This window comes from Streptococcus sp. 27098_8_70 (assembly GCF_041432215.1).
Classification (GTDB): domain Bacteria; phylum Bacillota; class Bacilli; order Lactobacillales; family Streptococcaceae; genus Streptococcus; species Streptococcus oralis_CP.
Genome location: NZ_JAPVZD010000003.1, coordinates 1 through 26,055, shown reverse-complemented (window position 1 = coordinate 26,055; position 26,055 = coordinate 1). Strand labels below are relative to the sequence as shown.

Genomic DNA, 26,055 nt, shown 5'->3' with positions numbered 1-26,055 from the left:
TCAAAGTCTTAAAGGTTAACGCTTTCCTAACTATTACTATCATTATATCATAGAAAATAGGATAACCAAATAAAAAGGCATTTTCAGTTAAAAGTCAAAAAATGCTTCGACTTTTCCAAGAGTTTCTCCGTAAAATATGGTACAATGAAATGTACTGAGCTTCACCTGTTTGCTCTATTATTTTAGGGAAAATAAAGGTGGAAATCGGGAATTTTTCTAGAAAAGAGTCTTAGTTGTATGAGAAAATTTAATAGCCATTCGATTCCGATTCGGCTTAATTTACTATTTGCGATTGTCATCCTGCTCTTTATGGCCATTATTGGTCGTTTGTTATACATGCAGGTGCTCAATAAGGATTTTTATGAAACAAAATTGACCTCAGCCAGCCAAACAAGGGTAACAACTAGTTCAGCTCGTGGACAGATCTATGATGCGGCAGGGAAACCCTTGGTAGAAAACACTGTCAAGCAGGTTGTTTCTTTCACACGAAACAATAAAATGACTGCAACTGAATTGAAGGAGACAGCCAAGAAACTTCTCACATATGTAAATGTAACCTCCCCTGATCTGACTGATCGACAGATTGCAGATTATTACTTGGCGGATCAGGATATTTACAAAAAAACAGTCGAATCCTTGCCAAGCGATAAACGCCTGGATTCAGATGGGAACCGCTTATCGGAAGCGACACTTTACAATAATGCGGTTGAAAGCATTGACGTGAGTCAACTTAATTATACAGATGACCAGAAAAAGGAAATCTATCTCTTTAGTCAGCTCAATGCTGTTGAAAATTTTGCAACGGGAACCATTTCTACGGACGCCTTAGATGATACCCAAGTTGCTCTCGTTGCATCAGCGTCCAAGGAATTACCAGGTATCAGCATTTCAACCTCATGGGATCGTAAAGTACTGGATACATCTTTATCAACAATCGTTGGTAGCGTTTCAAATGAGAAGTCAGGACTTCCAGCTGAGGAAGTTGATGCTTATCTCAAAAAAGGGTATTCTCTCAATGACCGAGTGGGAACTTCCTATCTTGAAAAGCAATATGAAGATGTTCTTCAAGGCAAACGCTCCGTCAAAGAAATCCACCTCGACAAACACGGAAATATGGAAAGTGTGGAAAATGTCGAAGAAGGAAGCAAAGGAAACAATATCAAGTTAACGGTTGACCTAGCTTTCCAGAATGGTGTGGATGACCTACTCAAGAGTTACTTCAACTCAGAGTTGGGCAATGGTGGAGCCAAATATTCTGAAGGAGTCTACGCCGTAGCCCTCAATCCTAAAACCGGAGCAGTTTTGGCCATGTCAGGTGTCAAGCATGATGTCGAATCCGGAAAATTAAGTTCAGATTCGCTTGGAACGATAACCAATGTCTTTGTGCCAGGATCTGTCGTTAAGGCAGCGACCATCAGCTCTGGTTGGGAAAATGGAGTCTTGTCAGGTAATCAAACCTTGACAGACCAGCCGATTGTTTTCCAAGGTTCGGCCCCTATCAATTCATGGTACACCTTGTCCTATGGCTCTTTCCCGATTACAGCAGTTGAGGCTCTAGAATACTCTTCTAATACCTATATGGTTCAGACTGCGCTAGGAATCATGGGACAGACCTACACACCAAACATGACAGTCGCAACGGGACAGTTAGAGACTGCAATGGGCAAATTGCGATCAACCTTTGGGGAATATGGACTCGGAGCTTCAACAGGGATTGACCTCCCAGATGAATCTACAGGATTTACGCCAAAAGAATTTGATTTGGGGAACTATATCAATAATTCCTTTGGTCAGTTTGATAACTACACACCGATGCAGTTAGCCCAGTATGTCGCAACCATTGCAAACAATGGCGTACGTTTGGCTCCTCACATCGTTGAAGGGGTTTATGGAAACAATGACCAAGGTGGCTTAGGCAGTCTAGTTCAGGAAACAGCTGCCAAGGAAATGAACAAGGTCAATATCTCAGAAGCCGATATGGCTATCTTGCACCAAGGTTTCTATCAAGTTTCGCATGGAACGAGTGCCCTTACGACAGGTCGTGCCTTTTCAAATGGCGCAGCCGTATCCATCAGTGGGAAAACGGGTACTGCCGAAAGTTACGTTAATGGCGGTCAAAAAGCTAATAACACCAATGCCGTCGCTTATGCACCGTCGGATAATCCCCAAATTGCGGTCGCAGTCGTCTTTCCTCATAACACCAACCTAACAAACGGTGTTGGACCTTCCATTGCGCGCGACATTATCAACCTCTATAACCAACACCATCCAATGAATTAGAAAGGAACTTATGCTGTATCCAACACCTATTGCCAAGCTGATTGATAGCTATTCAAAGTTACCAGGTATCGGGATTAAAACGGCTACCCGCCTAGCCTTCTATACCATTGGAATGTCTGATGACGATGTCAATGAATTTGCCAAAAATCTCCTGTCTGCTAAACGGGAATTGACCTATTGTTCCATCTGTGGTCGCCTGACGGATGATGACCCTTGCTCTATCTGTACGGATTCGACTCGAGACCAGACAACCATCTTGGTGCTAGAGGATAGTCGCGATGTGGCTGCTATGGAAAATATCCAAGAATACCACGGACTCTATCATGTCTTGCATGGCCTCATTTCTCCGATGAATGGTATCAGCCCAGACGATATCAACCTCAAGAGCCTTATGACCCGTCTCATGGATAGTGAGGTTTCAGAAGTGATCGTGGCAACCAATGCGACAGCGGATGGGGAAGCGACATCGATGTATCTCTCTCGTTTGCTCAAGCCAGCTGGTATCAAGGTCACTCGCCTAGCACGAGGACTAGCCGTGGGAGCAGATATCGAGTATGCGGACGAAGTCACACTCTTACGAGCCATTGAAAATCGGACAGAGTTGTAGGAGTCAGTTAAAACGTAGCTCATTATGACACATAAGACGAGCCCTAGGAATTTTTCTAGGGCTTGTCTTTTTCTGTTTCTCACGAGAGGTGAACAAGCCTTGCTAATAAGACTACTCAAACTATAAGGCATCAGAAAACGGGTCTCCAAAATCACTAGTGGCGTCTTTGTCAAACTCATTCACTGAGCGATAGAGTTTACTCTAAGGAGATGAGCTCACTTGCCCTTAGGGTTTGTTTTGAAATCGTACTATTTTTGTGTTATGATATGGTCAATATACAATGAATAAAGGGAGTTTGAAGTATGGGTGGAAAGATAAAATCTAGCACGATAGCAGCAGAGGCAGCTATTAATGAATTGGTTGGGTATGACACGAGCAAGAAGCAAAATCAGCAAGTAGAATTTTCATATACTTCTGAAATCGCTGGGATGGAAGCGGGACGTCAGGCCTGCAACCAAATGCTTCAGGCAGTCAGTGATTTCAGCTCGGCTGTTTTGACCCAAGCAAATAAGTTTCCAGAAATTGCTCATAAGATTGAAAAACGCGACGTAGAGCTGGCTAAGAGATGGGAACATTAAAAATGGCAGATAAGAACGAAGAAAAACGCTACAAACTTTGGCGAGAAATTGTCAAGATTGACGATAAAGAAGAAAGTCTTCAGACTCTAAAAAGACAATATGAACAGCAGGTAACTCACTTTCACTCAGAAATCCAGAGTATCCACCATCGTATGGCGACTCTATTAGCTATCTCGCCTAGTTCTCGTCAAGTGATAGAGCAAATCGAAAGTGATAATAGAACCATTCAACGACAGATCAACTCTTATGTAGATGAGGAACTGGATGAATTGGGAAAACAAACGAAGAAGGCTCGTCGGTCTTTCGATGAAGCTAGAGAAGAACTGATATCAGAAAGGAATCGGCTACCATGGGAGTAAAATACAGCGCACAAGAATCCCAAGAATTGATTCAAGCTATGACTAACAATCTCCAGGTCGCAAATGAAGTCACGGACCGCTTATCTAGTGGATGTGACCACCTGATTTCCTCTTTAGACTCAGGTGAGCTGACAGGAGCAGCCTACACAGCTGGGAAGGGTCTTTTTACAGAGATTATCATCCCCAGCATCAAGAAGTTACAAGCAGCGATAGATGATATCCAACTAGAGTTGACCTCCTACAAAAATGCGGATGCTCAGGTCTCTGGATATGGAGATTTGGACATGGACCAGCTCAAGGAACTGAAAAAATTGAGGGAAGAGCAGTTAGCTATCGTAGAAGCTCAGATTCAAGCGAGGGAGAATTGGTTAAATCAAATCAAAGATTTCTTTACACTGAATTGGGGGAAAGCTTTCTCTGAGAAGACCATCCTCTACAATACCAAGTCTCAAATCGAGTCAGGTATTCAGGATTTGGATGACAAGATTGAAAAACTAGAATTTTTTGTCTCAGAGGTTTCCCAGTATTTCAGCGATAGTCTAGAAGTCCTTAGCTTAGCGATTCAAGGAGCTACGCAACTAAGTAAAGTCATTGTCGATAGCGATGGCAACTACTATGCGGACGGTCTGGACATGAGCTGGGTGCAAAAGATGAAGGATGTGAAGATTGTTTCGCATGCAAAAAGAGATTTTCAAGATTCAGAAACTCGTGCAATCAATAAAGCTTCTAGGGATATGATGCTATCGGACGATGGTGATGCCTACTATCGTGCCGAATTAAAGAAGCGCTTAAAAGGCCATGACAAGTCCGAATGGGATAAAATAATTGACGACTACAATCACACTCTTAAGATTGATGAAACAGGGAATATCATTGAAATTCATTCCTTGGAACAAGGCTATGTCGTTTTAAAAAATGGGAAATATGATGCTGACTATACTCATTTGGTTAACAAAAAGCTTGATGAACTAAAAGCCCAAAACTTTGAAGCAAATTCAGTCGAATTTTGGAGTGGAGTAGCTCAAATTTTCTCTGGATTGGGAGTTTACTTTGCGAGTGGAGCCCTAGAAGTCTTGAGTGTAATGGCTGGTCCGCCAACAGCAGGGACAAGTATCGTAGCTGGTACCGCAGCATCTGTAACAGGGGTTCAATATGGGAATGTACTGATAGCTAGTGGAGCAGTAACTAGCTTATCAGCTATCACAAAGACAGCCTTACAAAATGGCGAAATTCAGGTTGATTATTCCAGTAACTATGACAGCTGGAAGGCAAATAAACCGACGAGTAAGTCTTTTGGAAAAAAGATTTCTGGACGAGTTAACGGTAAAAAAGTCGATAATATTCGAGTTGATGCGGAGCCAGATAGTGGGAAAATCCAAGTTCAATCGGGGAGTGGAAAGTCAGGTTATAACCTCGACATAGATATTGAAGCCTCAACTATTTCAAGTAGGCAGGATATTGTAAACTGGGTAAATGAACAATCTGAACTAAATGGACTTGGAAAAGGAGCTAAAGAAGAAGTTATCAAAAATATGTGGAAAGCTTTTAAATACTTGACGCAATAAGGAGTGAACAATGAAATTATATTTAAAAGGTGATTATACAAAAAGAGTACCTTATGGTTATTTAGAACTAGCTGGTAAAATGTGGTTTCCAGAAGATGAGCAAATTTCTTACTCAAATGCTGGGAACAATGATGCATTACAAGAAGATTTTTTCTCAAATTTATCCTTGAGGAAAGGCACTGCCGATAAGAGATGGTCTAGTGTCCCCCTAAAGGAAGGGGTACGAAGACTCTTTTCACATATTAAGGAAAGTATTGAAATTAATTTTGAAGATGCATTTGCTACGGATTATAATGAAAAGGGAGACTATCTCCGTATTTTAACCACCCATCTAGAAGTTTTGACAGTTGATAAACGAGCTATGTACATTATGGCGCTTGAGATTGCAAAGGTGATTGATGGGCAAATTAGCGAGGATAATAAGAAGACATGGCTAACAGTCGAGGAGTTTAGGAAAAAGCACGAGGCTATTCTATCTCTAACTTTTGAAGAAGCAAATGAACTAAGTTTGACTGAAATTCAAACGATGGATGTGGTAGACGACCCTCTTTGGGAGGAAGAAGCCAATCGTCGAAAAGAATATATACTAGCACATGGAGGCGATATCTCAGATTTATGAGACTATATATCAAAAGTGATTTTAAGAAAAAAATAACCTTTACGACAAGAGAGTTGCTCTGGGAAATGTGGTTTAAGGAATGGCAGGGTCATCCTATTACATACTCAAACGTTGGTGATGATGAGATGTTGCAAGATGATTTCTTTTTTGGAGTTCAATTTGATAAATGGCGATTTAATGATAAGCGATGGAATCATATACCATATGACAAGAGTGACCCTTGGAATTCGTTTTCTGATGAAAATATTCAATTAGAATTTGAAAATGATTTTATTACTGATGGGAGAGAACGTGGAGAATACCTTAGGATTGCGACTACCCATACGGACATTTTAACGGTTGATAAACGAGCTATGTATATCATGGCAGTCGAGGTGGCTTCTGCCATTGATGGTCAGATTAGCGAGGATGGCAAAGAGACCTGGATGGATGTAGAGACTTTTAAGGAGTTGCACAAGGATGTTCTTTCACTGACTTATGATGAAGCTGTTGAAATCAGTTTGGAAGAATTAAAGACAATGGTACCGGTAAGAGATCCTCTATGGGAAGAGGAGGAACGCCTTCGAGAAGAATACATTGCTATCCATGGCGAACGTGTTTATGACGATGAGGAAGACGATTGAAATTATATTTAAAAGGCGATTATACTAGAAAAGTGACATTTGGCTACAGAGAACTCGCATGGAAAATGTGGTTTAAAGAAAGAAATGGTCAAAAAATAAGTTTTTCAAATGTCGGGGATGATGAGATGCTACAAAATGACTTCTATCTATCTTTACGTTTAGATAAGTGGGGAGCAAGTGGCTCTCGTTGGAAAGAGGTCAAGGTTAAAGGTGGCAGTGCAATCAATTCCCAAAAATATGAAAATATTGATTTAGATTATGAAGGAAGTTATGAAAGCGATGGTAGAGAAAAGGGAAAGTATCTAAGAATCGCTTCTAATTATTTGGATGTCTTAACAGTTGATAAACGTGCTATGTATATTATGGCGCTTGAAATTGCGATTGCTATTGATGGACGAATCAGTGAAGATGATAAGAAAACATGGCTAACAGTCGAGGAATTCAAGGAAAAGCACCAAGATATCTTATCTCTAACTTTTGATGAAGCAAACGAGATAAGTTTGGAAGAAATTCAGACGATTGACGCTATTGACGATCCCATCTGGGAAGAATTGGATAGGAAACGCGAGGAATACATCAAAATCCACGGTGAACGTGTTTATGACGATGAGGAAGATGAGTGAGAGTTTATAATAACACTTATTTGAAAGAGAGTGTTGATAGAGGAAAGGCGAATGTTAGATAAAGTAAAACAGTTTAAGTGGTTGATTGTATTGTCCTTGTTCCTATTAGCGATTCCTTTATATTTTACTTACAATCATTTCCAACAATCTAGTGCTTTAAGAGAAGCTTTTGAAAAAAATGAAAGAATTGAAGTTCTTCATCGTTTGACATCATCAGAAAAATATGCATCTGACATCCGCAAGGCAGGTTATACTATTCCTTCTGACGGAGCTATTCGATTGGATGGAGTTATTTATCCATTAGAAATAGAAGGAGAGTTACATTTGAAAATTAGCCCTCCCAAAAAGGATGCTAAGGATTTTCAGTTATTTTTTATCACACAGGTTAATGAAAAACAAACGTATGTAGCTTTTATTTTAGATAAAAATCTGAATTTAATTGATTCCAGCTATTCTCAGCAAAATGGTAACGGGAAAAGAGAGATTGTTTCTATCTCACAAGCCGAAGAAGATTACTTGTTGAGAAGTGTTCAAAGCGAGCTTGATGGCTTCATGAAAAAGATGTATCAAACCTTGTATGGATAGTTTGCCAGAGAAAGTAACTTCTTGCTCAACACAATGCTGTATGAACAACACTTCTATGATTACTTAGACAGAGGGGGTGAAAAAAATGTCGGGACTTAAAAAAATACTAATCGTGATTGGTTCTGTAATTGTCTTAGCTACTGGCTTGAATCTTTATTTTCAGTATCAAAACCACCAAGAATATATGCAATTAAAAACCTCCTTTGAAGAGAGGGACAATATAGTCGTCTTACAACGTTTGATGGCATCAGAAAAATATGCGTCTGACATCCGTAAAGCGGGCTATGTCGTTCCTCCCGATGGAGCTATTCGCTTGGATGGAGGAATTGACTCCATAGAGATAAAAGGAGACATCGATTTGAAAATATCACATCCTGGACGTAATGGGGTTACTGCTTATTTTGAAATAGAGATAGATGGTAAAATAACTAGCGTACTATATGAATTGGATAAGAACTTTGATTTAACTTCTAGCGCCTATTTTCAAATAAATGAAAAAAATATAAATGAGAGGGTGACTATTCCCAAAGTCGAAGAAGAGCGCCTATTAAAGATTGTTCAAAAAGAGCTTGATGGCTTCATGAAAAAGATATATCAGACTTTGTATGGATAGTTTGCCAGAGAAAGTAGCTTCTTGCTCAACGCAATGCTGTATGAACAACGGGGTGTGTTGAGGGATTTTACTAGAAAAAGATACCGTAGATGAGATACAAAAAAATTACCCAAGTACTTATAATTTCATTCGAAATATTGAAACAGGGAATCAAGAGTTGACAGAGATGAGGTGATTAGATGAAGAAGAGAAAATTTGTAATTTTTTCGTTGCTAATAGTTCTATTATTATCTTTCTCTGGTTTTCAGTACTATAAATATCAGAGAGTTCATAATATTTTTGATGAAATATACTACGAAGAAAGTGATTATCACAATTATACATTTCTCTGGAAAGGACGAGCTTTTTATAAGTTAAAAAGTTTAAAATTTGTGGACAACGATTCTCAAGAAATTTCTATTCATTCTATTGATTATAAAAGTGTAGATTTACCAAATACTATTCAATCTCTAGGTTATTATTTTTAATTTGGATTTCAGGAGATGACGAAAGTTGGGATAGAGATGCGTTTGAAACTGCCAGATACAGAGACAACTATAAATATAGAGTACCTGTACGATGTAAACAATCAGCAATTTAGAACGGTTTATGTGGTACTATGATGATGAGAGTACAGGATATTTTCATCAGTCTCAAGTAGAGGACTTTCTTGCAAAACACAGTAAGACTGTTGATGAGATTCGCAAGGAATCAGATAATGTACTCCTTAATAAAGTCCTTAAAGACTGGACCACTATCTACTCTAGTCGTTTTAGCCCCGATAATTGGGGAGAAGTGACAGTTAAGGATATATGGAGAACAGAATAACAAACGGAACGGCGAGGCAATGGTTTTATAAATGCAGGTTGCCATGACAGAGTTCTTAAGAACATTTTATTTTATTCGATAGCTTTGGTCTGCTTTCTTTTGGTGTGACGAAAGAAACTCCCTATACTATCACCATCACCAATGTAGACGACAAGCCAGCTTACTTTGAAGCTCAAGTGGTGGATCGGTAGATTTAGGAACCGTAAACTAGGCCTCAGTTGTTGTAATTGTTTGGTAAAGGAGACTTATTTGCTTTGAAAGTAACAATCAGCTTGTTTCTTTCGAATATGCAAGAGAGGCTCTAGTGGCGAATACTAGTCAAAATGTCAAAAAAGATTTAGATAAACCTAATCCCGCAGTTGGAGAGTAAAATGTTAAAAAGAATAAGAAACTATTATAAAAACAAACCAACTCAAGCTGTCCTAATGCTCATAGTTCTTATTTGGTCAGTATATGAGATTGGTGCGACCAGCTTGGCAAGTAACTCGGCATTAACTAAGGAATTCATGCATAGTCGGTATGTTATAGTTTGGCCAATGGTAGATAAGAAAATGAAATTATACCATTATGCGGAAGAATGGACTAATGACGTTTTAGTTGGAATGATGCATTTAGACTATGGAAATATAAGAATAACTAGTTTTCCTAAAAAATGGGAGAGTGAAGCTGAAGTTTACTATACGCTGTCTCAGGATGAGTATGCTGATAGAGTATATTTTTTCTTAGACGAGCCAATTTCCAAAGCCTATATCAGCAGATTAGAACAAAATTATTATTTGATTTCAAAGAATGCAGTTGCTATTAAAGAGGAAACAGGTAAAACGGTTGAACAGTTAGTTCAAGAAGTGGGGAATGCAAGGAAAACCTTCTTATCAGTTCTTGGAAAGATGAAAATCCTTCGTTTGGTTTATTTGATTCTTCGTATGATAGTATTGTTGCAGTGTATCAGGTGGTCGGGTCAGCGTAGAAAAAGGAAAGAGAACGAAATTTTGCAGAATAGATAGAGCTCCCAAAAGGTATGATGATAAAGAGCTTCCAAACAATCAAAAAGATATTCATTTGGTAAAGAATGGGATTGTTGTCAGCTACCAAGGGGAGAAAGTTTTTTATGTAACCAATAACAAGTCCTACACGATCACCATCACCAATGTAGACGACAAACCGGCGCACTTTGAAGCTCAAGTGGTGGATAGGTAAAATTTCAGCTCTCAAATGAGGGCTTTTTTAGATACAAGTTTCAAAAAAGAAGCAAATATGATATACTAAAGAACGAATATTCTATTAGAATTAGGACAAGCAATATGAAACAAACGATTATTCTTTTATACGGTGGGCGTAGTGCAGAGCGTGAAGTCTCTGTCCTTTCAGCTGAAAGTGTGATGCGTGTGGTCAACTACGATCGTTTCACAGTCAAGACTTTCTTCATCAGCCAATCAGGTGACTTTATCAAAACGCAAGAATTTAGCCAGACTCCAGGTCAAGAGGATCGTCTCATGACCAATGAGACCATTGACTGGGACAAGAAAATCGCGCAAAGTGCCATCTATGAAGAAGGTGCAGTGGTCTTTCCAGTTCTTCATGGTCCGATGGGAGAAGATGGCTCTGTTCAAGGATTCCTTGAAGTTTTGAAAATGCCTTATGTCGGTTGCAATATCTTGTCATCAAGTCTTGCCATGGATAAAATCACGACCAAGCGTGTGTTAGAATCTGTCGGGATCGCTCAAGTTCCTTATGTGGCCATTGTCGAAGGAGATGATGTGACTTCTAAAATCGCTGAAGTTGAAGAAAAACTGACTTATCCAGTCTTCACGAAGCCGTCAAACATGGGTTCCAGTGTCGGTATTTCTAAGTCTGAAAACCAAGAAGAACTCCGCCAAGCTCTAGAACTTGCCTTCCAATATGACAGCCGTGTCTTGGTAGAGCAAGGGGTAAATGCCCGTGAAATCGAGGTTGGTCTCTTGGGCAACTACGAAGTGAAGAGCACGCTTCCTGGTGAAGTGGTCAAGGATGTTGCCTTTTATGACTACGATGCCAAATATATCGATAACAAGATTACCATGGACATCCCAGCCAAGATTAGTGATGATGTAGTAGCTGTCATGCGTCATAATGCAGAAACAGCCTTCCGTGCAATCGGTGGCCTCGGTCTGTCTCGTTGTGATTTCTTCTATACCGATAAGGGCGAGATTTTCCTAAATGAGCTCAATACCATGCCAGGTTTTACCCAGTGGTCTATGTATCCACTGCTTTGGGACAATATGGGGTTCAGCTACCCAGAACTAATCGAGCATTTGGTTGACCTTGCTAAGGAAAGCTTTGACAAGCGCGAAGCGCATTTGCTATAAAAATGAAAGAAGGGGTAGAAGTCAGAACGATCACTGCATGGTGACTAGAGTTCTTGGACTTCAACCCTTTTTAAAGGAGTAGAAATGAAATTAACAATCCATGAAGTGGCCCAAGTTGTAGGAGCTAAAAATGACGTTAGTCTTTTTGCGGACGTTCAGTTAGAAAAGGCTGAGTTTGACAGTCGTTTGATTGGGACAGGTGATTTGTTTGTGCCACTTAAAGGTGCGCGTGACGGTCACGACTTTATCGAAACAGCTTTTGAAAATGGTGCAGTAGTAACCTTGTCTGAGAAAGAGGTTGCAAATCATCCCTACATTCTAGTAGACGACGTTTTGACTGCCTTTCAAACCCTTGCAGCCTACTATCTTGAAAAAACGGCAGTTGATGTCTTTGCAGTAACGGGTTCAAATGGCAAGACGACGACCAAGGATATGTTGGCGCATTTACTGTCAACAACCTACAAGACCTACAAAACGCAAGGCAATTACAATAACGAGATTGGTCTTCCCTATACGGTTCTCCATATGCCTGAGGAGACTGAAAAGTTGGTCTTGGAGATGGGGCAGGATCACTTGGGAGATATCCATCTCTTGTCTGAATTAGCTCATCCAAAAACAGCCATTGTGACCTTGGTTGGAGAGGCTCATTTGGCCTTTTTCAAAGACCGTTCGGAGATTGCTAAAGGGAAGATGCAAATTGCTGATGGTATGGCACCAGGTTCTTTGCTTTTGGCACCAGCTGACCCGATTGTAGAGGACTACTTGCCTACAGATAAAAAAGTGGTCCGTTTTGGGCCAGGAGCTGAGTTAGAAATCACGGACTTGATTGAGCGCAAGGATAGTCTGACCTTTAAGGCTAATTTTTTGGAACAAGCCCTCGATTTGCCAGTGACAGGTAAGTACAATGCCACCAATGCTATGATTGCTGCTTATGTGGCTCTACAAGAAGGAGTGCCAGAGGAGCAAATTCATCAGGCCTTCCAGAACCTAGAATTGACCCGCAATCGTACTGAGTGGAAGAAAGCAGCCAATGGAGCAGATATTCTGTCTGACGTATACAATGCCAATCCAACTGCTATGAAGTTGATTTTGGAGACATTCTCTGCCATTCCAGCCAACGAAGGAGGCAAGAAAATCGCAGTCTTGGCAGACATGAAGGAACTCGGCGACCAGTCAGTCCAACTCCATAACCAGATGATTTTAAGCCTATCGCCAGATGTGCTGGATACCGTTATTTTCTATGGAGAAGACATTGCCGAATTAAGCCAACTTGCTAGTCAAATGTTCCCAATCGGTCACGTTTTCTACTTCAAGAAAACAGCTGACGAGGACCAATTTGAAAACCTAGTCAAGCAGGTTAAGGAAAGCCTTGGAGCCAATGACCAAATTTTGCTCAAAGGATCGAACTCCATGAATCTAGCCAAGCTGGTAGAAAGTTTAGAAAATGAATGCAAGTGATTTTACCAAGTATCTGCAAAGAATGCTAGCCATTACGGATACTGGATTAACCTTTACAAAAGATCCGTTTGACCGTGAGCGCTACGAGGACTTGCGAATCCTGTTATCTGAAATGTTGAATCAGGTATCAGACCTCGATGCAGAAGAAGTTGCAGAAGTCTTGAAACCAACTTCCGCTTATGCAACTCCTCTGATGGACGTCCGTGCTTGGATTGTTGAGGATGAAAAAGTCTGTTTAGTTAGAGGAAAAGGAGAGGATAGTTGGGCTTTGCCAGGTGGTTTTGGTGAAGTCGGCTACTCTCCAACCGAAAATATTCTCAAAGAAATTGAAGAAGAAACCGGTTTTACAGCAAAAGCTGAAAGGTTACTTGCAGTTTTTGATACCAATCGTTTCCAACTACAGAGCAAACAATATGCAAAGTTTGTCTTTGAATGCCAACTTCTTGATGGACAATTTCAAGAGAATCAAGAAATTGCTGAGCTTCAATTTTTTGCCATTGACCAATTGCCAGTTTTATCTGAAAAACGCATCACCAAGGAGCAAATGGAGATTCTTTGGCAAGTTTATAAAGGACAAAGAGACCAATATGTTGATTAGTTTATGCTAGAGAAGTTGACAAATCAAAAAAGGGTATCTACAAGGTGCATTTCTGCAATACAAATGATATAATAGGTTGCGAATTTAAGACTCAAGTATTCTATGCATGGCATAGAATCAAGTTTTTTCAAAAAATTTAAAAGCTGGGGGGAGTGAATTTTTTTTACTGCCTCTAGCTAGATGAACGAGGAATAGAATATGAATTTGTGGGATAAATTATTTACCACACAGATATCAGAACCGCCCCAGTTTGAACTTCACTGGTACATTGGTTTGTTATGTTTATTGGCTCTTACTTTTTATGCTTCTTATCGTTTTCGCGACAAAGTTGCTTACCAGCGTTTTATTCAGATTCTTCAGTCTGTTCAACTGATTGTTCTGTATAGCTGGTATTGGGGGAATCTCATGCCTCTGTCAGAAAGTTTGCCCTTCTATCATTGCCGTATCGCCATGTTTGTGATGCTCTTAATTCCAGGGACATCCAAGTACAAACAGTACTTTGCCCTTTTAGGAACTTTTGGAGCAACAGCAGCACTGGCTTACCCACTCTTTGATCCCTACCCATTTCCACACGTGACCATTTTGTCCTTCATTATCGGACATGTTGCCCTTTTAGGAAATGCGCTCCTATACTTGTTTAGAAACTATCAACCTTCCCTTCTCGATTTGAAGAATGTGGTGGTGATTACCTTCGCCTTAAATGGCTTGATATGGGTTGTCAACTTAGTTGTAGGTGGAGATTATGGATTTTTAAACAAACCACCACTTGTTGGAAGCTTCGGCCAGCCCTTAAATTATCTCATTGTTTCGACTGTTATCGTGATAGCAATTCGCTTAACAGGGAAATTAGTAGAAAATTTTTTACAACAAAAATCGGAAGAATTTATTCAAGAGAAGATCTAAAATGATCTTCTCTTTTTTGGATTTTTAAGAAACAAAAAAGAAATTGTGAACGTTAACTTCAAATAATCTCTTAGAAGAAGAATTTTTCTAGAATTTTCTCAAAAAACATGCAGGAATTTTATCAAAAACTAAGCACGATTGGATTTTTTGTGTTATAATATTCTTTGAATAGCTATGCCCAAACATAGTTATTAAATAGAAGTGAGAAACTTGGAAGACAGAGAGGATGCGATGTAATGACTAGAGATGGTTTTTTTACAGGCTTAGATATCGGAACTAGCTCGATTAAAGTGCTAGTAGCTGAGCATAGAGATGGCGAAGTAAATGTAATTGGTGTTAGCAATGCCAAAAGTAAAGGTGTAAAAGACGGAATTATTGTTGATATTGAAGCAGCTGCTTCAGCGATCAAATCCGCAATCACACAGGCAGAAGAGAAAGCTGGTATTTCTATTAAGTCTGTTAACGTTGGCCTTCCAGCAAACCTCTTGCAGGTTGAACCAACACAAGGAATGATTCCTGTAACTTCAGATACCAAAGAAATCACAGATCAAGATGTTGAAAATGTTGTCAAATCAGCTTTGACAAAGAGCATGACTCCTGACCGTGAAGTGATTACCTTTATTCCAGAAGAATTCATCGTGGATGGATTCCAAGGCATCCGTGACCCTCGTGGTATGATGGGTGTCCGCTTGGAAATGCGTGGTCTGCTTTACACAGGTCCTCGTACGATTCTACACAATCTTCGCAAGACGGTTGAGCGTGTAGGTATTCATGTTGATAACGTGATTATTTCACCTTTGGCAATCGTGAACTCCGTTCTCAATGAAGGTGAACGTGAATTTGGTGCAACTGTCATTGACATGGGTGGAGGTCAGACTACTGTAGCGACTATTCGCAACCAAGAATTGCAGTTCACTAACATCTACCAAGAAGGTGGAGATTACGTTACTAAAGACATTTCTAAAGTCTTGAAAACATCTCAAAAAATTGCAGAAAGTTTGAAACTGAACTATGGTGAAGCTTACGTTCCACTTGCAAGTAACGAAACTTTCCAAGTTGAAGTAATTGGTGAAGTAGAACCTGTTGAAGTAACAGAAAGCTACTTGGCAGAAATTATCTCAGCACGTATCAAACATATCTTTGACCAAATCAAACAAGAGTTGGAAAGAAGACACTTGTTAGATTTACCTGGAGGTATCGTCCTTATCGGTGGAAATGCAATTTTGCCAGGAATTGTTGAATTAGCCCAAGAAGTATTTGGTGTTCGCGTAAAACTTTATGTACCAAATCAAGTTGGAATTCGCAACCCTGCATTTGCGCACGTGATTAGCTTGTCTGAGTTTGCTGGTAAATTGACTGAAGTCAATCTTCTTGCTCAAAAAGCAGTTAAAGGAGATGAATTCCTTCGTCAAAAACCAATCAACTTTGGCATTCCAAATCAACGTTTGAATCCAGTAGCGCAACCAAGTCCAGCACAAGCAGCTCCAGCTGAAACTGTGCAGGAAGCTCCAGTTGCTCCCAAGGAAGAATTCCAAGCAAGTTCTCAAAGTAAACCGAAGCTAACAGAACGTTTCCGTGGTTTGATCGGAAGCATGTTTGATGAATAAAAGAGGATAAGAAATTATGACATTTTCATTTGATACAGCAGCAGCTCAAGGCGCAGTTATTAAGGTAATTGGTGTCGGTGGTGGTGGTGGTAACGCCATCAACCGCATGGTTGACGAAGGTGTTGCTGGTGTAGAATTTATCGCAGCCAACACTGATGTACAAGCCCTTAGCAGTACGAAAGCAGAAACAGTTATCCAACTTGGTCCAAAATTGACTCGTGGTTTGGGTGCTGGAGGTCGTCCGGAAGTTGGACGTAAAGCTGCAGAAGAAAGTGAAGAAGCTTTGACGGAAGCTATCACTGGAGCAGACATGGTCTTTATCACTGCAGGTATGGGTGGTGGATCTGGTACAGGTGCAGCCCCTGTTATTGCACGTATCGCTAAAGATCTTGGTGCTCTTACAGTTGGTGTTGTGACACGTCCTTTCGGATTTGAAGGAAGCAAACGTGGCCAGTACGCTGTAGAAGGAATCAACGAACTTCGCGAGCACGTTGATACTTTGTTGATTATCTCTAATAACAACTTGCTTGAAATTGTTGATAAGAAAACGCCACTTCTTGAAGCTCTTAGCGAAGCAGATAACGTTCTTCGCCAAGGTGTTCAAGGGATCACTGACTTGATCACGAACCCAGGATTGATTAACCTTGACTTTGCTGATGTGAAAACTGTAATGGCAAATAAAGGAAATGCCCTTATGGGTATCGGTATCGGTAGTGGTGAAGAACGCGTTGTTGAAGCCGCTCGTAAAGCTATTTACTCTCCACTTCTTGAAACAACTATTGATGGTGCAGAGGATGTCATCGTCAACGTTACTGGTGGTCTTGACTTGACTTTGATTGAAGCAGAAGAAGCTTCAGAAATTGTCAACCAAGCAGCTGGTCAAGGTGTAAACATCTGGCTTGGAACATCAATTGACGAAAGCATGAAGGATGAAATCCGTGTTACTGTTGTAGCGACAGGTGTTCGTCAAGAGCGCGTGGAAAAAGTAGTTGGAGCTCGTAACAACCAACCAGTTGGACGTCCATCAACTAAAGCGCCACAAGCACACACATTTGACCGTCAATTCGACTTGGAAGAGACAGCAGAATTGCCTAAATCAAGCCCACGTCGTTTTGAAACAAACCAAGCCTCTGCTTTTGGAGACTGGGACTTGCGTCGTGAGTCAATTGTTCGCCAAACAGATCCAGTTGTTTCACCAGTAGAACGCTTCGAAACACCAGTTTCACAAGATGAAGATGAATTGGATACACCTCCATTCTTCAAAAATCGTTAATCAATGAATTTGAAAAAAAATACTGAATTAGTTTTTCAGCAAATAGCTGATGCTAGTCAAGAAGCCAACCGTGCTCTAGATGCTGTTTCAGTAATCGCAGTGACAAAGTATGTAGATGTACAAACAGCGGAAGCCTTGCTTCCGCTTGGTGTCCGTCATATAGGTGAAAATCGAGTCGATAAATTTTTAGAAAAATATCAGGCCTTGAAAGATTACCCAGTTACTTGGCATTTAATAGGAACACTACAGAGACGGAAAGTGAAAGAAGTAATCCCATATGTGGATTACTTTCATGCTTTAGACTCCTTAAAGTTAGCCCAGGAAATTCAAAAGAGAACAGATCATGTTATCAAGTGTTTCTTGCAGGTCAATATTTCTGGGGAAGAAAGCAAGCATGGGTTTTCAAAAGAAGAATTGCTAGAACTTTTGCCAGAATTGGCTGAGTTAGATCAGATTGAGTATGTTGGTTTAATGACCATGGCTCCTTTTGAGGCAGACAGTGATGAATTGAAAGAAATTTTCAAGGATACGCAGGCTCTGCAAGCAGAAATTAGAGAAAAACAAATCCCTAATATGCCGATGACAGAGCTAAGCATGGGAATGAGTCGTGATTTTAAAGAAGCGATTCAGTTCGGCTCAACCTTTGTTCGAATCGGTACAGCATTTTTTAAATAGGAGAGAGCTATGTCTTTAAAAGATAGATTCGATAAATTTATAGATTATTTTACAGAAGACGGAGAAGAAACGACTAACTACCAGACTCAACAAGAGGAAACAGTTAGCCCAGCCATCTCATCTTCTAAAGAATTACCAGCACCTGCTCAGTCAGGATCAGCTAAAGATGCAAATATCACTCGTCTTCATGCGCGACAGCAAGAATTGGCAATGCAAAGCCATCGTTCAGATGAGAAAGTGACAATTGATGTTCGCTATCCAAGAAAATATGAAGATGCAACTGAAATTGTAGATTTGTTGGCTGGAAATGAAAGTATTTTGATTGATTTCCAATATATGACAGAGGTTCAAGCCCGTCGTTGCCTTGATTACTTGGATGGAGCCCGTCATGTCTTGGCTGGAAATATGAAAAAAGTTGCGAGTACGATGTATCTATTGACGCCTGTCAATGTTGTCGTGAATATTGAAGATATCAAGCTTCCAGATGAATCACAAAGCGCTGAGTTTGGTTTTGATATTAAACGAAATAGAGCAAGATAATGATTTTCTTAATTCGTTTAATCCAAAATGCGGTTAGCATTTATTCCATCATTCTCGTTGCATTTGCTCTTCTTTCATGGTTTCCAAATGCCTATGAAAGCCAGCTAGGTCGCTTAGTTATCAGACTTGCTCGCCCAGTTATTGAGCCCCTTCGTAAGCTCAATCTACAATTTGCTGGTCTTGATTTTACGGTTTGGGCAGCGCTGATTCTGATTCAGTTTGTTGGAAATCTCTTAACACGACTAGTCTTATTACTATGACAGCAAATCGAGCCATTTATCAGCATTTTTCCCAAGATGATATTCCCTTTATTGATAAGGGGTTAGAGTGGATCAAGCGGGTAGAAGATACCTATGCACCGGTACTTACTCCTTTTATCAATCCCCATCAGGAACAGATTTTGAGGGTACTAGCTGGGACATATGGACTGGGTTGCCAAAGTAGTGGTGATTTTCTTCCGACAGAGTCGGTTCGAGTTCTTCTCTATCCAGATTACTTTGAACCGGAGATATCAGACTTTGAAATGGCCTTGTTGGAAATTTGCTATCCGAGTAAGTTTGAGCAACTGAGTCATGGAAAAATATTGGGAACAATTATCAACCAACTAGGAATTGACCGTAAATTATTTGGTGATATCTTGGTAGATGAAAAGAGAGCACAGATTTTTGTCAATCGTGATTTCATTCCTCTTTTTCAGGATGGAATAAGAAAGATTGGCAGACTTCCTGTATCGCTGGAGGAACGTCCTTTTACCGATAGGATTTTGTCTAAAATTGATTATAGAGAACGAGAAATTTTAGTTTCGAGTTTTCGATTGGATGCCCTCTTATCAAGTGCCTTGAAATTATCTAGAAACCAAGCTAGTCAACTGATAGAGAAAAAATCTGTCCAGGTAAATTATCATGTGGTTGAAAAATCTGATTACCAGGTTGCAGTTGGGGATTTGATCAGTGTGAGAAAGTTTGGTCGTTTGAAAGTTGTCAAAGACAATGGTCAGACCAAAAAGGATAAGAAAAAACTAACAGTCAGGCTACTTTTAAGCAAGTGAGAAAAAATATGTCGATTACACCACAAGAAATAAGTGATAAAGCTTTCTCAAGAACATTCAGAGGCTACAATCAGGAAGAAGTTGACCTATTTCTAGATAAGATTTACTTTGAATTAGAGGAGATGATTCGATACAAAGATGAAACTGAACTCTATATCAAAAAACTAGAAGAACGTCTTTCCTATTATACGAATGATATTCCTAAGAGAACAGTAACAAGCGAGCAAGAACCAGAAGCAATTAATGATTCTATTTTTTATTAAGTAAGTGAGGAAAAGTATGCCAATTACATCGTTAGAAATTAAAGATAAAACCTTTGGTACAAGATTTAGAGGTTTTGATCCAGAAGAAGTAGACGAGTTTCTGGATATCGTTGTTCGTGACTACGAAGACTTGGTTCGTAGCAATCACGATAAAGAGACACACATCAAGAGTTTGGAAGAACGTTTGTCTTACTTTGATGAGATGAAGGATTCCTTGAGTCAGTCAGTTTTGATTGCTCAAGATACAGCGGAGCGTGTTAAACAAGCTGCTCAAGAACGTTCAAACAATATTATTCAACAAGCTGAACAAGATGCTCAGCGTTTGCTTGAAGAAGCGAAATACAAGGCAAATGAAATTCTCCGTCAGGCTACAGATAATGCGAAGAGAGTGGCTGTTGAGACAGAAGAGTTGAAGAATAAGAGCCGTGTATTCCATCAACGCCTCAAGTCTACGATTGAAAGTCAATTGGCTATTGTCGAGTCATCTGATTGGGAAGATATTCTTCGCCCAACAGCTACTTACCTTCAGACAAGTGATGAAGCCTTTAAAGAAGTGGTGGGTGAAGTTCTTGGTGAAACTGTATCTTTACAACCAGAGGAAGAGCCTATTGATATGACTCGTCAATTCACACCAGAAGAGGTTGCTGAATTGCAAGCTCGTATCGAGGCTGGTAACAAAGAATTAGCTGAGTTTGAAGCTCAACAAAACCAACAGACAGAAGAAAGTGACCAGCATGAAGAGTCAGTTGAAGTAGAAGCTACTGCGGCAACTGAGAACGATGCAAATAAAGAATCTGTTCTTATCCTATAAAAAATGTGAGAACAAGATCCAACCAACTATATTTTCAGCGAGCGGGAGATGGTGAGAGTCCTGCAATCCCTAGTGGTTAGATTATCCTCTCAAGCAATCCAGTCCGAAAACAGTAAGACTAGACGTCCCCCACGTTACGGGAAAAGAGGAAAAGAGACCCTGTCTTTTTTCGAACAAAGGTGGTACCACGATTTTCGTCCTTTTTGCGAATCGTGGTTTTTATTTTGTCAATTTAAATTAAAGGAGTAACAATGAAACTTAAAGAAACCCTCAATCTAGGGAAAACAGACTTTCCAATGCGTGCTGGTCTTCCAACCAAAGAACCAGTTTGGCAAAAAGAATGGGAAGAAGCAAAACTTTACCAACGTCGTCAAGAATTGAACCAAGGAAAACCACATTTCACCTTGCATGATGGACCTCCGTATGCAAACGGAAATATCCACGTTGGACATGCCATGAACAAGATTTCTAAAGATATTATTGTTCGTTCTAAGTCTATGTCTGGATTTTACGCTCCTTACATCCCAGGTTGGGATACACATGGATTGCCAATCGAGCAAGTCTTGGCTAAACAGGGCGTTAAACGCAAAGAAATGGACTTGGTTGAGTACTTGAAACTTTGCCGCGAGTACGCTCTTTCTCAAGTAGATAAACAACGTGAAGACTTTAAACGATTGGGTGTTTCTGGCGACTGGGAAAATCCTTATGTGACTTTGACTCCGGACTATGAAGCGGCTCAGATCCGTGTCTTCGGAGAAATGGCTAAGAAAGGCTACATCTACCGTGGTGCCAAGCCAGTTTACTGGTCTTGGTCATCTGAATCAGCTCTTGCTGAAGCGGAAATTGAATACCATGACTTGCTTTCAACTTCCCTTTACTATGCTAACCGCGTCAAAGACGGAAAAGGTGTCCTAGATGCAGATACTTACATCGTTGTATGGACAACAACTCCTTTTACCATCACAGCATCTCGTGGTTTGACAGTTGGAGCAGATATTGACTACGTAGTCGTTCAACCAGCTGGTGAATCTCGTAAGTTTGTAGTTGCTTCAGAATTGTTGAACAGTTTGTCTGAGAAATTTGGTTGGGCGGATGTTCAAGTCTTGGCGACCTACCGTGGTCAAGAATTGAATCACATTGTGACAGTCCACCCATGGGATACAGCTGTAGATGAGTTGGTGATCCTTGGTGACCACGTTACGACTGACTCTGGTACTGGTATTGTCCATACAGCCCCTGGTTTTGGTGAGGACGACTACAATGTCGGTGTTGCCAACGGCCTTGAAGTTGCTGTAACAGTTAACGAACGCGGTATTATGATGGCCAATGCTGGCTCTGACTTTGAAGGTCAATTCTATGACAAAGTTGTACCAACTGTTATCGAAAAACTAGGCGATTTACTCCTTGCTCAGGAAGAAATTTCTCACTCATATCCATTTGACTGGCGTACGAAAAAACCGATCATCTGGCGTGCAGTACCACAGTGGTTTGCCTCTGTATCTAAATTCCGCCAAGAAATCTTGGATGAAATTGAAAAAGTGAAGTTCCACTCAGAATGGGGTAAAATTCGTCTTTACAATATGATTCGTGACCGTGGTGACTGGGTTATCTCTCGTCAACGTGCTTGGGGAGTTCCCCTTCCTATCTTCTATGCTGAAGACGGAACGCCAATCATGACTGCTGAGACTATTGAACATGTAGCTCAACTCTTTGAGGAACACGGTTCTATCATCTGGTGGGAACGTGATGCTAAGGACCTCTTGCCAGAAGGATTTACTCATCCAGGTTCACCAAATGGCGAGTTCAAGAAAGAAACAGATATCATGGACGTATGGTTTGACTCAGGTTCATCATGGAATGGAGTAGTGGTCAACCGTCCAGAACTCAAATATCCAGCAGATCTTTACCTTGAAGGTTCTGACCAGTACCGTGGTTGGTTCAACTCATCACTTATCACATCTGTTGCTAACCATGGCGTTGCTCCTTACAAACAAATCTTGTCACAAGGTTTTGCCCTTGATGGTAAAGGTGAGAAGATGTCTAAATCTCTTGGGAATACCATTGCTCCAAGTGATGTTGAAAAACAATTTGGTGCGGAAATCTTGCGTCTCTGGGTAACAAGTGTTGACTCAAGCAACGACGTGCGTATCTCTATGGATATCTTGAGCCAAGTCTCTGAAACTTACCGTAAGATCCGGAACACTCTTCGCTTCTTGATTGCCAATACATCTGACTTTAACCCAGCTCAAGACGCAGTAGCTTACGATGAGCTTCGTTCTGTTGACAAGTACATGACCATTCGCTTTAACCAGCTTGTGAAAACGATTCGTGATGCTTATGCCAACTTTGAATTCTTGACAATCTACAAGGCCTTGGTGAACTTCATCAACGTTGATTTGTCAGCCTTCTACCTTGACTTCGCTAAAGACGTTGTTTACATCGAAGGTGCAAAATCACTCGAACGTCGTCAAATGCAGACAGTCTTCTATGACATTCTTGTCAAAATCACCAAACTCTTGACACCAATCCTTCCTCACACAGCAGAGGAAATCTGGTCATATCTTGAGTTTGAAGCTGAAGACTTCGTTCAATTGTCTGAATTACCAGAAGCTGAAACTTTTGCCAACCAAGAAGAAATCTTGGATACATGGTCAGCCTTCATGGATTTCCGTGGACAAGCTCAAAAAGCCTTGGAAGAAGCACGTAATGCCAAAGTTATCGGGAAATCACTCGAAGCCCACTTGACAGTTTATCCAAACGAAGTGGTGAAAACTCTTCTTGGAGCAGTGGATAGCAATGTAGCTCAACTTTTGATCGTGTCAGAATTGACCATCGCTGAAGGTACAGCTCCAGAAGGCGCAGTTAGCTTTGAGGATGTTGCCTTTACAGTTGAACGCGCTGCAGGTGAAGTTTGTGACCGTTGCCGTCGTATCGACCCAACAACAGCAGAACGCAGCTACCATGCAGTCATCTGTGATCACTGTGCAAGCATCGTAGAAGAAAACTTTGCAGATGCAGTTGCAGAAGGATTTGAAGCCAAATAATCAGATTAGAAATATGTCTTCTCATAGTTTAAGGTGAGAGGAAAGGTAAAAGAGAGAAAGTCATTTCTCTCTTTTTTTGCTGGTAAAAGCTTAGGACAAAGATGTAGAAATTCAACATTTTTAAGGAAAGTTTTAAGTTGATTTTTTGAGATTTTTTAAAAAGAGGAGTCGTTTTTCGGTACTTTTAAAAAGCATGTGTTGCTTCTAAAAATCGCGACAAATAATTTGAATAATCAAGTGAAATCAGGTAGAATAGAAAGGATTGAATAATATATTGAAAAGGAAATCTTTAGAATGACACATCAGTTTTATGGAGAAAAACGACAGCGCTTTTCTTTCCGGAAGTTGTCCGTTGGGCTCGTTTCGGCGACTATTGGAAGCTTCTTTTTGAGTGGGCAAATAACTGGGGACTTGACTTCTGTAAAGGCAGCAGAAATTCAAAGTCAGCAGTCTGCTCATGTCAAATACCACTACGTAGTGGAGTCTGAATTGACGGAGGCAGAGAAGAGTGCCTTGATAAGGGAGATTCCAAAGCATGTTGAGGATGCTTCAGAGACCTATTACTTAGTTTATCGTCCGACTACTCAAGGGGATTCATCTGGAGTATTGCCTAAGACAGGTCACTCCGGCCTTTGGGAATCAACTTTTACAGCGATGGGTCTTGCATTACTAGTGCTTGTAGTAGTTAGAGGCAGAAATGGGAAGAGGTATTTATCTTCTATCTTGTTGGTAACTGGAATGGGATCCATACTGCTATCTCCAACAGTCTTAGCAGTGACGAATATCGAGCTCGCTGCATATAATCAAAGTCTTAACTTGGGTTTTGGAGATGCACTGCCAGCGCCATTGAAAATTGATGGTTACGACTATATCGGTTACTTAAAGAATGAAGAACAAAATGATAGTCATTTAGCTCATTCTGTTCAGAAGGAAAATCCGACACTTGACTTGGAGAAAGAGAAGGGAAGTGAACTTAAACCGAGTGAAACAAATCTTGATATGAAAGAGATTGTTTCAGATAAGGGGGATGCTTTAACTGAGGAAGAAAGAGAAGCTATAGCTGCTAAGGAGAGAGAGTCTGCTCGTCTAAGCACCGTTTATGACTTGCCAGAACTAAAAATTAGTGAGCAGGAGTCAGTTCAAGAACTTCCTTATCAGACAAAATACCAATATACCGATGAATTGGCTCAAGGGCAATCAAAAGTCATACAATCAGGTGTTCGAGGTCAACGTACAGTGGTGACTCGTCATTATCATGAGAATCAAGAAATCGTAAAAAGCGAAATGATTTCTGATCAAGTGACGCTTGAACCTGTTTCTGAAATTATTTTAGTTGGAACAGCTCCAACTAACTCGATACCAAAAGAAACTCCAGTTCATGAAGTTCCAGAATTGGCAGAATATGGCACAAGTCCTGAAACCTCTCCAATTCACGAAGTTCCAGAATTGACAGAATACGGAACCAGTCCCGAGACATCTCCAGTTCACGAAGTTCCAGAATTAGCAGAGTACGGAACTAGTCCTGAGACGTCTCCGGTTCGTGAGACTCCAGAACTGACAGAATATGGCACAAGTCCTGAAACATCTCCAGTTCACGAAGTTCCAGAATTGACAGAATATGGCACAAATTCTGAGACAGCCTCAGTTCAAGAGATTCCAGAATTGACGGAATATGGCACAACTCCAGAAACAGCCCCAGTTCACGAAGTTCCAGAATTGGCAGAGTATGGCACCAGTTCTGATACAGCTCCAGTTCAAGAGATTCCAGAACTGACAGAATATGGGACAAATCCTGATACAGCTCCTATTCATGAGAATTCTGAGTTGGAATTGACTACAAATGATGAGGTTAGAATAGAAAAGATTGATTTTTCTATTGACGAGCAATATACAGATGAGATTCCAGAAGGAAGTCGTCAAATCACAACTCCAGGAGTCCAAGGTGAGCGGACCATCAAGACTCGTGTTTACAGTTCCAATGGTCAAGTTGTCGACCGCCAAGAACTTTCGAATGAAGAAACCTTGGCTCCAGTAACGCAAATTGTCAAAGTCGGAACAGCTAAACCAAGCATGGTACCGAACGATCCACCGCAAGCAGACGCCCTGCCAGAGTATCCGTTGACATATACTGACGAAACTCGGGTTGAGAGAATTAACTTCACAATTCGTGAAGAAGAAACGGATGAATTGGTTCGAGATGCTCGTCAAATTGCGACTCCAGGAGTCCAAGG

General features: G+C 40.5%; 28 protein-coding genes. All 28 read left to right on the top strand.

Annotation, left to right across the window (positions count from 1 at the left end; translation table 11 throughout):
* The first annotated feature begins 237 nt into the window (after positions 1 to 237).
* Entirely contained in the window at positions 238 to 2,280 is a 2,043-nt protein-coding gene (gene pbp2b, locus O3655_RS06740) for a penicillin-binding protein PBP2B (protein WP_371641257.1), read from the top strand.
* A gap of 10 nt (positions 2,281 to 2,290) precedes the next feature.
* A complete protein-coding gene (recR, locus tag O3655_RS06735) occupies positions 2,291 to 2,887 on the top strand; it encodes a recombination mediator RecR (protein ID WP_000966758.1) in 597 nt (198 codons plus the stop codon).
* A gap of 302 nt (positions 2,888 to 3,189) precedes the next feature.
* Positions 3,190 to 3,465 carry a TIGR04197 family type VII secretion effector gene (locus O3655_RS06730; RefSeq protein ID WP_000509001.1) on the top strand — a complete coding sequence of 92 codons (276 nt, stop codon included), beginning with the start codon at positions 3,190 to 3,192 and terminating at the stop codon, positions 3,463 to 3,465.
* Positions 3,453 to 3,824 carry a hypothetical protein gene (locus tag O3655_RS06725; protein WP_227743429.1) on the top strand — a complete coding sequence of 124 codons (372 nt, stop codon included), beginning with the start codon at positions 3,453 to 3,455 and terminating at the stop codon, positions 3,822 to 3,824. Before O3655_RS06730 ends, O3655_RS06725 begins: the two co-directional genes overlap by 13 nt.
* Positions 3,815 to 5,389, top strand: coding sequence for a virulence protein (locus O3655_RS06720; RefSeq protein ID WP_000538407.1), 1,575 nt, complete (start codon positions 3,815 to 3,817; stop codon positions 5,387 to 5,389). Before O3655_RS06725 ends, O3655_RS06720 begins: the two co-directional genes overlap by 10 nt.
* A gap of 10 nt (positions 5,390 to 5,399) precedes the next feature.
* Complete coding sequence (locus O3655_RS06715; RefSeq protein ID WP_000780960.1) at positions 5,400 to 6,008, top strand: hypothetical protein; 609 nt, start codon at positions 5,400 to 5,402, stop codon at positions 6,006 to 6,008.
* Positions 6,005 to 6,631: a hypothetical protein gene (locus tag O3655_RS06710; RefSeq protein ID WP_001242084.1), complete on the top strand. Its 627-nt coding sequence runs from the start codon at positions 6,005 to 6,007 to the stop codon at positions 6,629 to 6,631. Before O3655_RS06715 ends, O3655_RS06710 begins: the two co-directional genes overlap by 4 nt.
* Positions 6,628 to 7,254 (top strand): hypothetical protein, encoded by a 627-nt coding sequence (locus O3655_RS06705; RefSeq protein ID WP_002881042.1) that lies wholly within the window; start codon positions 6,628 to 6,630, stop codon positions 7,252 to 7,254. The genes O3655_RS06710 and O3655_RS06705 overlap by 4 nt, the downstream gene beginning before the upstream one ends.
* Positions 7,255 to 7,305: 51 nt before the next feature.
* On the top strand, positions 7,306 to 7,839 hold the full coding sequence (locus O3655_RS06700; protein WP_308697153.1) for a thiol-disulfide isomerase: 534 nt from the start codon (positions 7,306 to 7,308) through the stop codon (positions 7,837 to 7,839).
* An 85-nt stretch (positions 7,840 to 7,924) separates the two neighbouring features.
* On the top strand, positions 7,925 to 8,452 hold the full coding sequence (locus O3655_RS06695; RefSeq protein WP_070696232.1) for a thiol-disulfide isomerase: 528 nt from the start codon (positions 7,925 to 7,927) through the stop codon (positions 8,450 to 8,452).
* A 179-nt stretch (positions 8,453 to 8,631) separates the two neighbouring features.
* A complete protein-coding gene (locus O3655_RS06690; protein WP_000746268.1) occupies positions 8,632 to 8,919 on the top strand; it encodes a TipC family immunity protein in 288 nt (95 codons plus the stop codon).
* 121 nt (positions 8,920 to 9,040) lie between these two features.
* A complete protein-coding gene (locus O3655_RS06685; RefSeq protein WP_254728129.1) occupies positions 9,041 to 9,259 on the top strand; it encodes a TipC family immunity protein in 219 nt (72 codons plus the stop codon).
* A gap of 371 nt (positions 9,260 to 9,630) precedes the next feature.
* A complete protein-coding gene (locus O3655_RS06680) occupies positions 9,631 to 10,263 on the top strand; it encodes a hypothetical protein (RefSeq protein WP_070568408.1) in 633 nt (210 codons plus the stop codon).
* Between the two features lie 55 nt (positions 10,264 to 10,318).
* Positions 10,319 to 10,456: a hypothetical protein gene (locus O3655_RS06675; protein WP_000240324.1), complete on the top strand. Its 138-nt coding sequence runs from the start codon at positions 10,319 to 10,321 to the stop codon at positions 10,454 to 10,456.
* A 104-nt stretch (positions 10,457 to 10,560) separates the two neighbouring features.
* Positions 10,561 to 11,604, top strand: coding sequence for a D-alanine--D-alanine ligase (locus tag O3655_RS06670; RefSeq protein ID WP_000814699.1), 1,044 nt, complete (start codon positions 10,561 to 10,563; stop codon positions 11,602 to 11,604).
* Positions 11,605 to 11,688: 84 nt separating this feature from the next.
* Positions 11,689 to 13,062: a UDP-N-acetylmuramoyl-tripeptide--D-alanyl-D-alanine ligase gene (murF, locus tag O3655_RS06665; RefSeq protein WP_084878749.1), complete on the top strand. Its 1,374-nt coding sequence runs from the start codon at positions 11,689 to 11,691 to the stop codon at positions 13,060 to 13,062.
* On the top strand, positions 13,049 to 13,660 hold the full coding sequence (locus O3655_RS06660) for an NUDIX hydrolase (protein ID WP_049478463.1): 612 nt from the start codon (positions 13,049 to 13,051) through the stop codon (positions 13,658 to 13,660). Before murF ends, O3655_RS06660 begins: the two co-directional genes overlap by 14 nt.
* 198 nt (positions 13,661 to 13,858) lie before the next feature.
* Positions 13,859 to 14,563 (top strand): TIGR02206 family membrane protein, encoded by a 705-nt coding sequence (locus O3655_RS06655; protein WP_001055269.1) that lies wholly within the window; start codon positions 13,859 to 13,861, stop codon positions 14,561 to 14,563.
* A gap of 236 nt (positions 14,564 to 14,799) precedes the next feature.
* Positions 14,800 to 16,170 (top strand): cell division protein FtsA, encoded by a 1,371-nt coding sequence (ftsA, locus tag O3655_RS06650; RefSeq protein ID WP_000196345.1) that lies wholly within the window; start codon positions 14,800 to 14,802, stop codon positions 16,168 to 16,170.
* Between the two features lie 16 nt (positions 16,171 to 16,186).
* Positions 16,187 to 17,443 carry a cell division protein FtsZ gene (ftsZ, locus tag O3655_RS06645; RefSeq protein WP_000144261.1) on the top strand — a complete coding sequence of 419 codons (1,257 nt, stop codon included), beginning with the start codon at positions 16,187 to 16,189 and terminating at the stop codon, positions 17,441 to 17,443.
* A 3-nt stretch (positions 17,444 to 17,446) separates the two neighbouring features.
* On the top strand, positions 17,447 to 18,118 hold the full coding sequence (locus O3655_RS06640) for a YggS family pyridoxal phosphate-dependent enzyme (protein WP_371641256.1): 672 nt from the start codon (positions 17,447 to 17,449) through the stop codon (positions 18,116 to 18,118).
* A 9-nt stretch (positions 18,119 to 18,127) separates the two neighbouring features.
* Positions 18,128 to 18,658 (top strand): cell division protein SepF, encoded by a 531-nt coding sequence (locus tag O3655_RS06635; RefSeq protein WP_000053367.1) that lies wholly within the window; start codon positions 18,128 to 18,130, stop codon positions 18,656 to 18,658.
* Positions 18,658 to 18,918 carry a YggT family protein gene (locus O3655_RS06630; protein ID WP_000576501.1) on the top strand — a complete coding sequence of 87 codons (261 nt, stop codon included), beginning with the start codon at positions 18,658 to 18,660 and terminating at the stop codon, positions 18,916 to 18,918. The genes O3655_RS06635 and O3655_RS06630 overlap by 1 nt, the downstream gene beginning before the upstream one ends.
* A complete protein-coding gene (locus O3655_RS06625; RefSeq protein WP_000126363.1) occupies positions 18,915 to 19,706 on the top strand; it encodes an RNA-binding protein in 792 nt (263 codons plus the stop codon). Before O3655_RS06630 ends, O3655_RS06625 begins: the two co-directional genes overlap by 4 nt.
* Before the next feature lie 8 nt (positions 19,707 to 19,714).
* Positions 19,715 to 19,969, top strand: coding sequence for a DivIVA domain-containing protein (locus O3655_RS06620; RefSeq protein WP_000028988.1), 255 nt, complete (start codon positions 19,715 to 19,717; stop codon positions 19,967 to 19,969).
* A gap of 16 nt (positions 19,970 to 19,985) precedes the next feature.
* The gene (locus O3655_RS06615) at positions 19,986 to 20,780 is read left to right on the top strand and encodes a DivIVA domain-containing protein (protein WP_044020427.1); all 795 of its coding nucleotides are present in this window, start codon (positions 19,986 to 19,988) and stop codon (positions 20,778 to 20,780) included.
* Positions 20,781 to 21,031: 251 nt separating this feature from the next.
* A complete protein-coding gene (gene ileS / locus O3655_RS06610; RefSeq protein WP_084944148.1) occupies positions 21,032 to 23,824 on the top strand; it encodes an isoleucine--tRNA ligase in 2,793 nt (930 codons plus the stop codon).
* Between the two features lie 294 nt (positions 23,825 to 24,118).
* Positions 24,119 to 26,055, top strand: a 1,937-nt coding sequence (locus tag O3655_RS06605; RefSeq protein WP_371641255.1) for an SIALI-17 repeat-containing surface protein, incomplete at its 3' end; no start/stop codon positions are given.

Excerpts from the sequence above, each read along its gene's own strand:
- O3655_RS06715 (WP_000780960.1), top strand. The coding sequence starts at position 5,400 with ATGAAATTATATTTAAAAGGTGATTATACAAAAAGAGTACCTTATGGT.
- ftsZ (WP_000144261.1), top strand. The coding sequence starts at position 16,187 with ATGACATTTTCATTTGATACAGCAGCAGCTCAAGGCGCAGTTATTAAG.
- O3655_RS06655 (WP_001055269.1), top strand. The coding sequence starts at position 13,859 with ATGAATTTGTGGGATAAATTATTTACCACACAGATATCAGAACCGCCC.
- O3655_RS06680 (WP_070568408.1), top strand. The coding sequence starts at position 9,631 with ATGTTAAAAAGAATAAGAAACTATTATAAAAACAAACCAACTCAAGCT.
- ileS (WP_084944148.1), top strand. The coding sequence starts at position 21,032 with ATGAAACTTAAAGAAACCCTCAATCTAGGGAAAACAGACTTTCCAATG.
- O3655_RS06670 (WP_000814699.1), top strand. The coding sequence starts at position 10,561 with ATGAAACAAACGATTATTCTTTTATACGGTGGGCGTAGTGCAGAGCGT.
- recR (WP_000966758.1), top strand. The coding sequence starts at position 2,291 with ATGCTGTATCCAACACCTATTGCCAAGCTGATTGATAGCTATTCAAAG.
- O3655_RS06690 (WP_000746268.1), top strand. The coding sequence starts at position 8,632 with ATGAAGAAGAGAAAATTTGTAATTTTTTCGTTGCTAATAGTTCTATTA.
- O3655_RS06695 (WP_070696232.1), top strand. The coding sequence starts at position 7,925 with ATGTCGGGACTTAAAAAAATACTAATCGTGATTGGTTCTGTAATTGTC.
- O3655_RS06630 (WP_000576501.1), top strand. The coding sequence starts at position 18,658 with ATGATTTTCTTAATTCGTTTAATCCAAAATGCGGTTAGCATTTATTCC.
- O3655_RS06720 (WP_000538407.1), top strand. The coding sequence starts at position 3,815 with ATGGGAGTAAAATACAGCGCACAAGAATCCCAAGAATTGATTCAAGCT.
- ftsA (WP_000196345.1), top strand. The coding sequence starts at position 14,800 with ATGACTAGAGATGGTTTTTTTACAGGCTTAGATATCGGAACTAGCTCG.
- murF (WP_084878749.1), top strand. The coding sequence starts at position 11,689 with ATGAAATTAACAATCCATGAAGTGGCCCAAGTTGTAGGAGCTAAAAAT.
- O3655_RS06700 (WP_308697153.1), top strand. The coding sequence starts at position 7,306 with ATGTTAGATAAAGTAAAACAGTTTAAGTGGTTGATTGTATTGTCCTTG.
- O3655_RS06640 (WP_371641256.1), top strand. The coding sequence starts at position 17,447 with ATGAATTTGAAAAAAAATACTGAATTAGTTTTTCAGCAAATAGCTGAT.
- pbp2b (WP_371641257.1), top strand. The coding sequence starts at position 238 with ATGAGAAAATTTAATAGCCATTCGATTCCGATTCGGCTTAATTTACTA.
- O3655_RS06625 (WP_000126363.1), top strand. The coding sequence starts at position 18,915 with ATGACAGCAAATCGAGCCATTTATCAGCATTTTTCCCAAGATGATATT.
- O3655_RS06635 (WP_000053367.1), top strand. The coding sequence starts at position 18,128 with ATGTCTTTAAAAGATAGATTCGATAAATTTATAGATTATTTTACAGAA.
- O3655_RS06660 (WP_049478463.1), top strand. The coding sequence starts at position 13,049 with ATGAATGCAAGTGATTTTACCAAGTATCTGCAAAGAATGCTAGCCATT.
- O3655_RS06685 (WP_254728129.1), top strand. The coding sequence starts at position 9,041 with ATGTGGTACTATGATGATGAGAGTACAGGATATTTTCATCAGTCTCAA.
- O3655_RS06620 (WP_000028988.1), top strand. The coding sequence starts at position 19,715 with ATGTCGATTACACCACAAGAAATAAGTGATAAAGCTTTCTCAAGAACA.
- O3655_RS06710 (WP_001242084.1), top strand. The coding sequence starts at position 6,005 with ATGAGACTATATATCAAAAGTGATTTTAAGAAAAAAATAACCTTTACG.
- O3655_RS06725 (WP_227743429.1), top strand. The coding sequence starts at position 3,453 with ATGGGAACATTAAAAATGGCAGATAAGAACGAAGAAAAACGCTACAAA.
- O3655_RS06615 (WP_044020427.1), top strand. The coding sequence starts at position 19,986 with ATGCCAATTACATCGTTAGAAATTAAAGATAAAACCTTTGGTACAAGA.
- O3655_RS06730 (WP_000509001.1), top strand. The coding sequence starts at position 3,190 with ATGGGTGGAAAGATAAAATCTAGCACGATAGCAGCAGAGGCAGCTATT.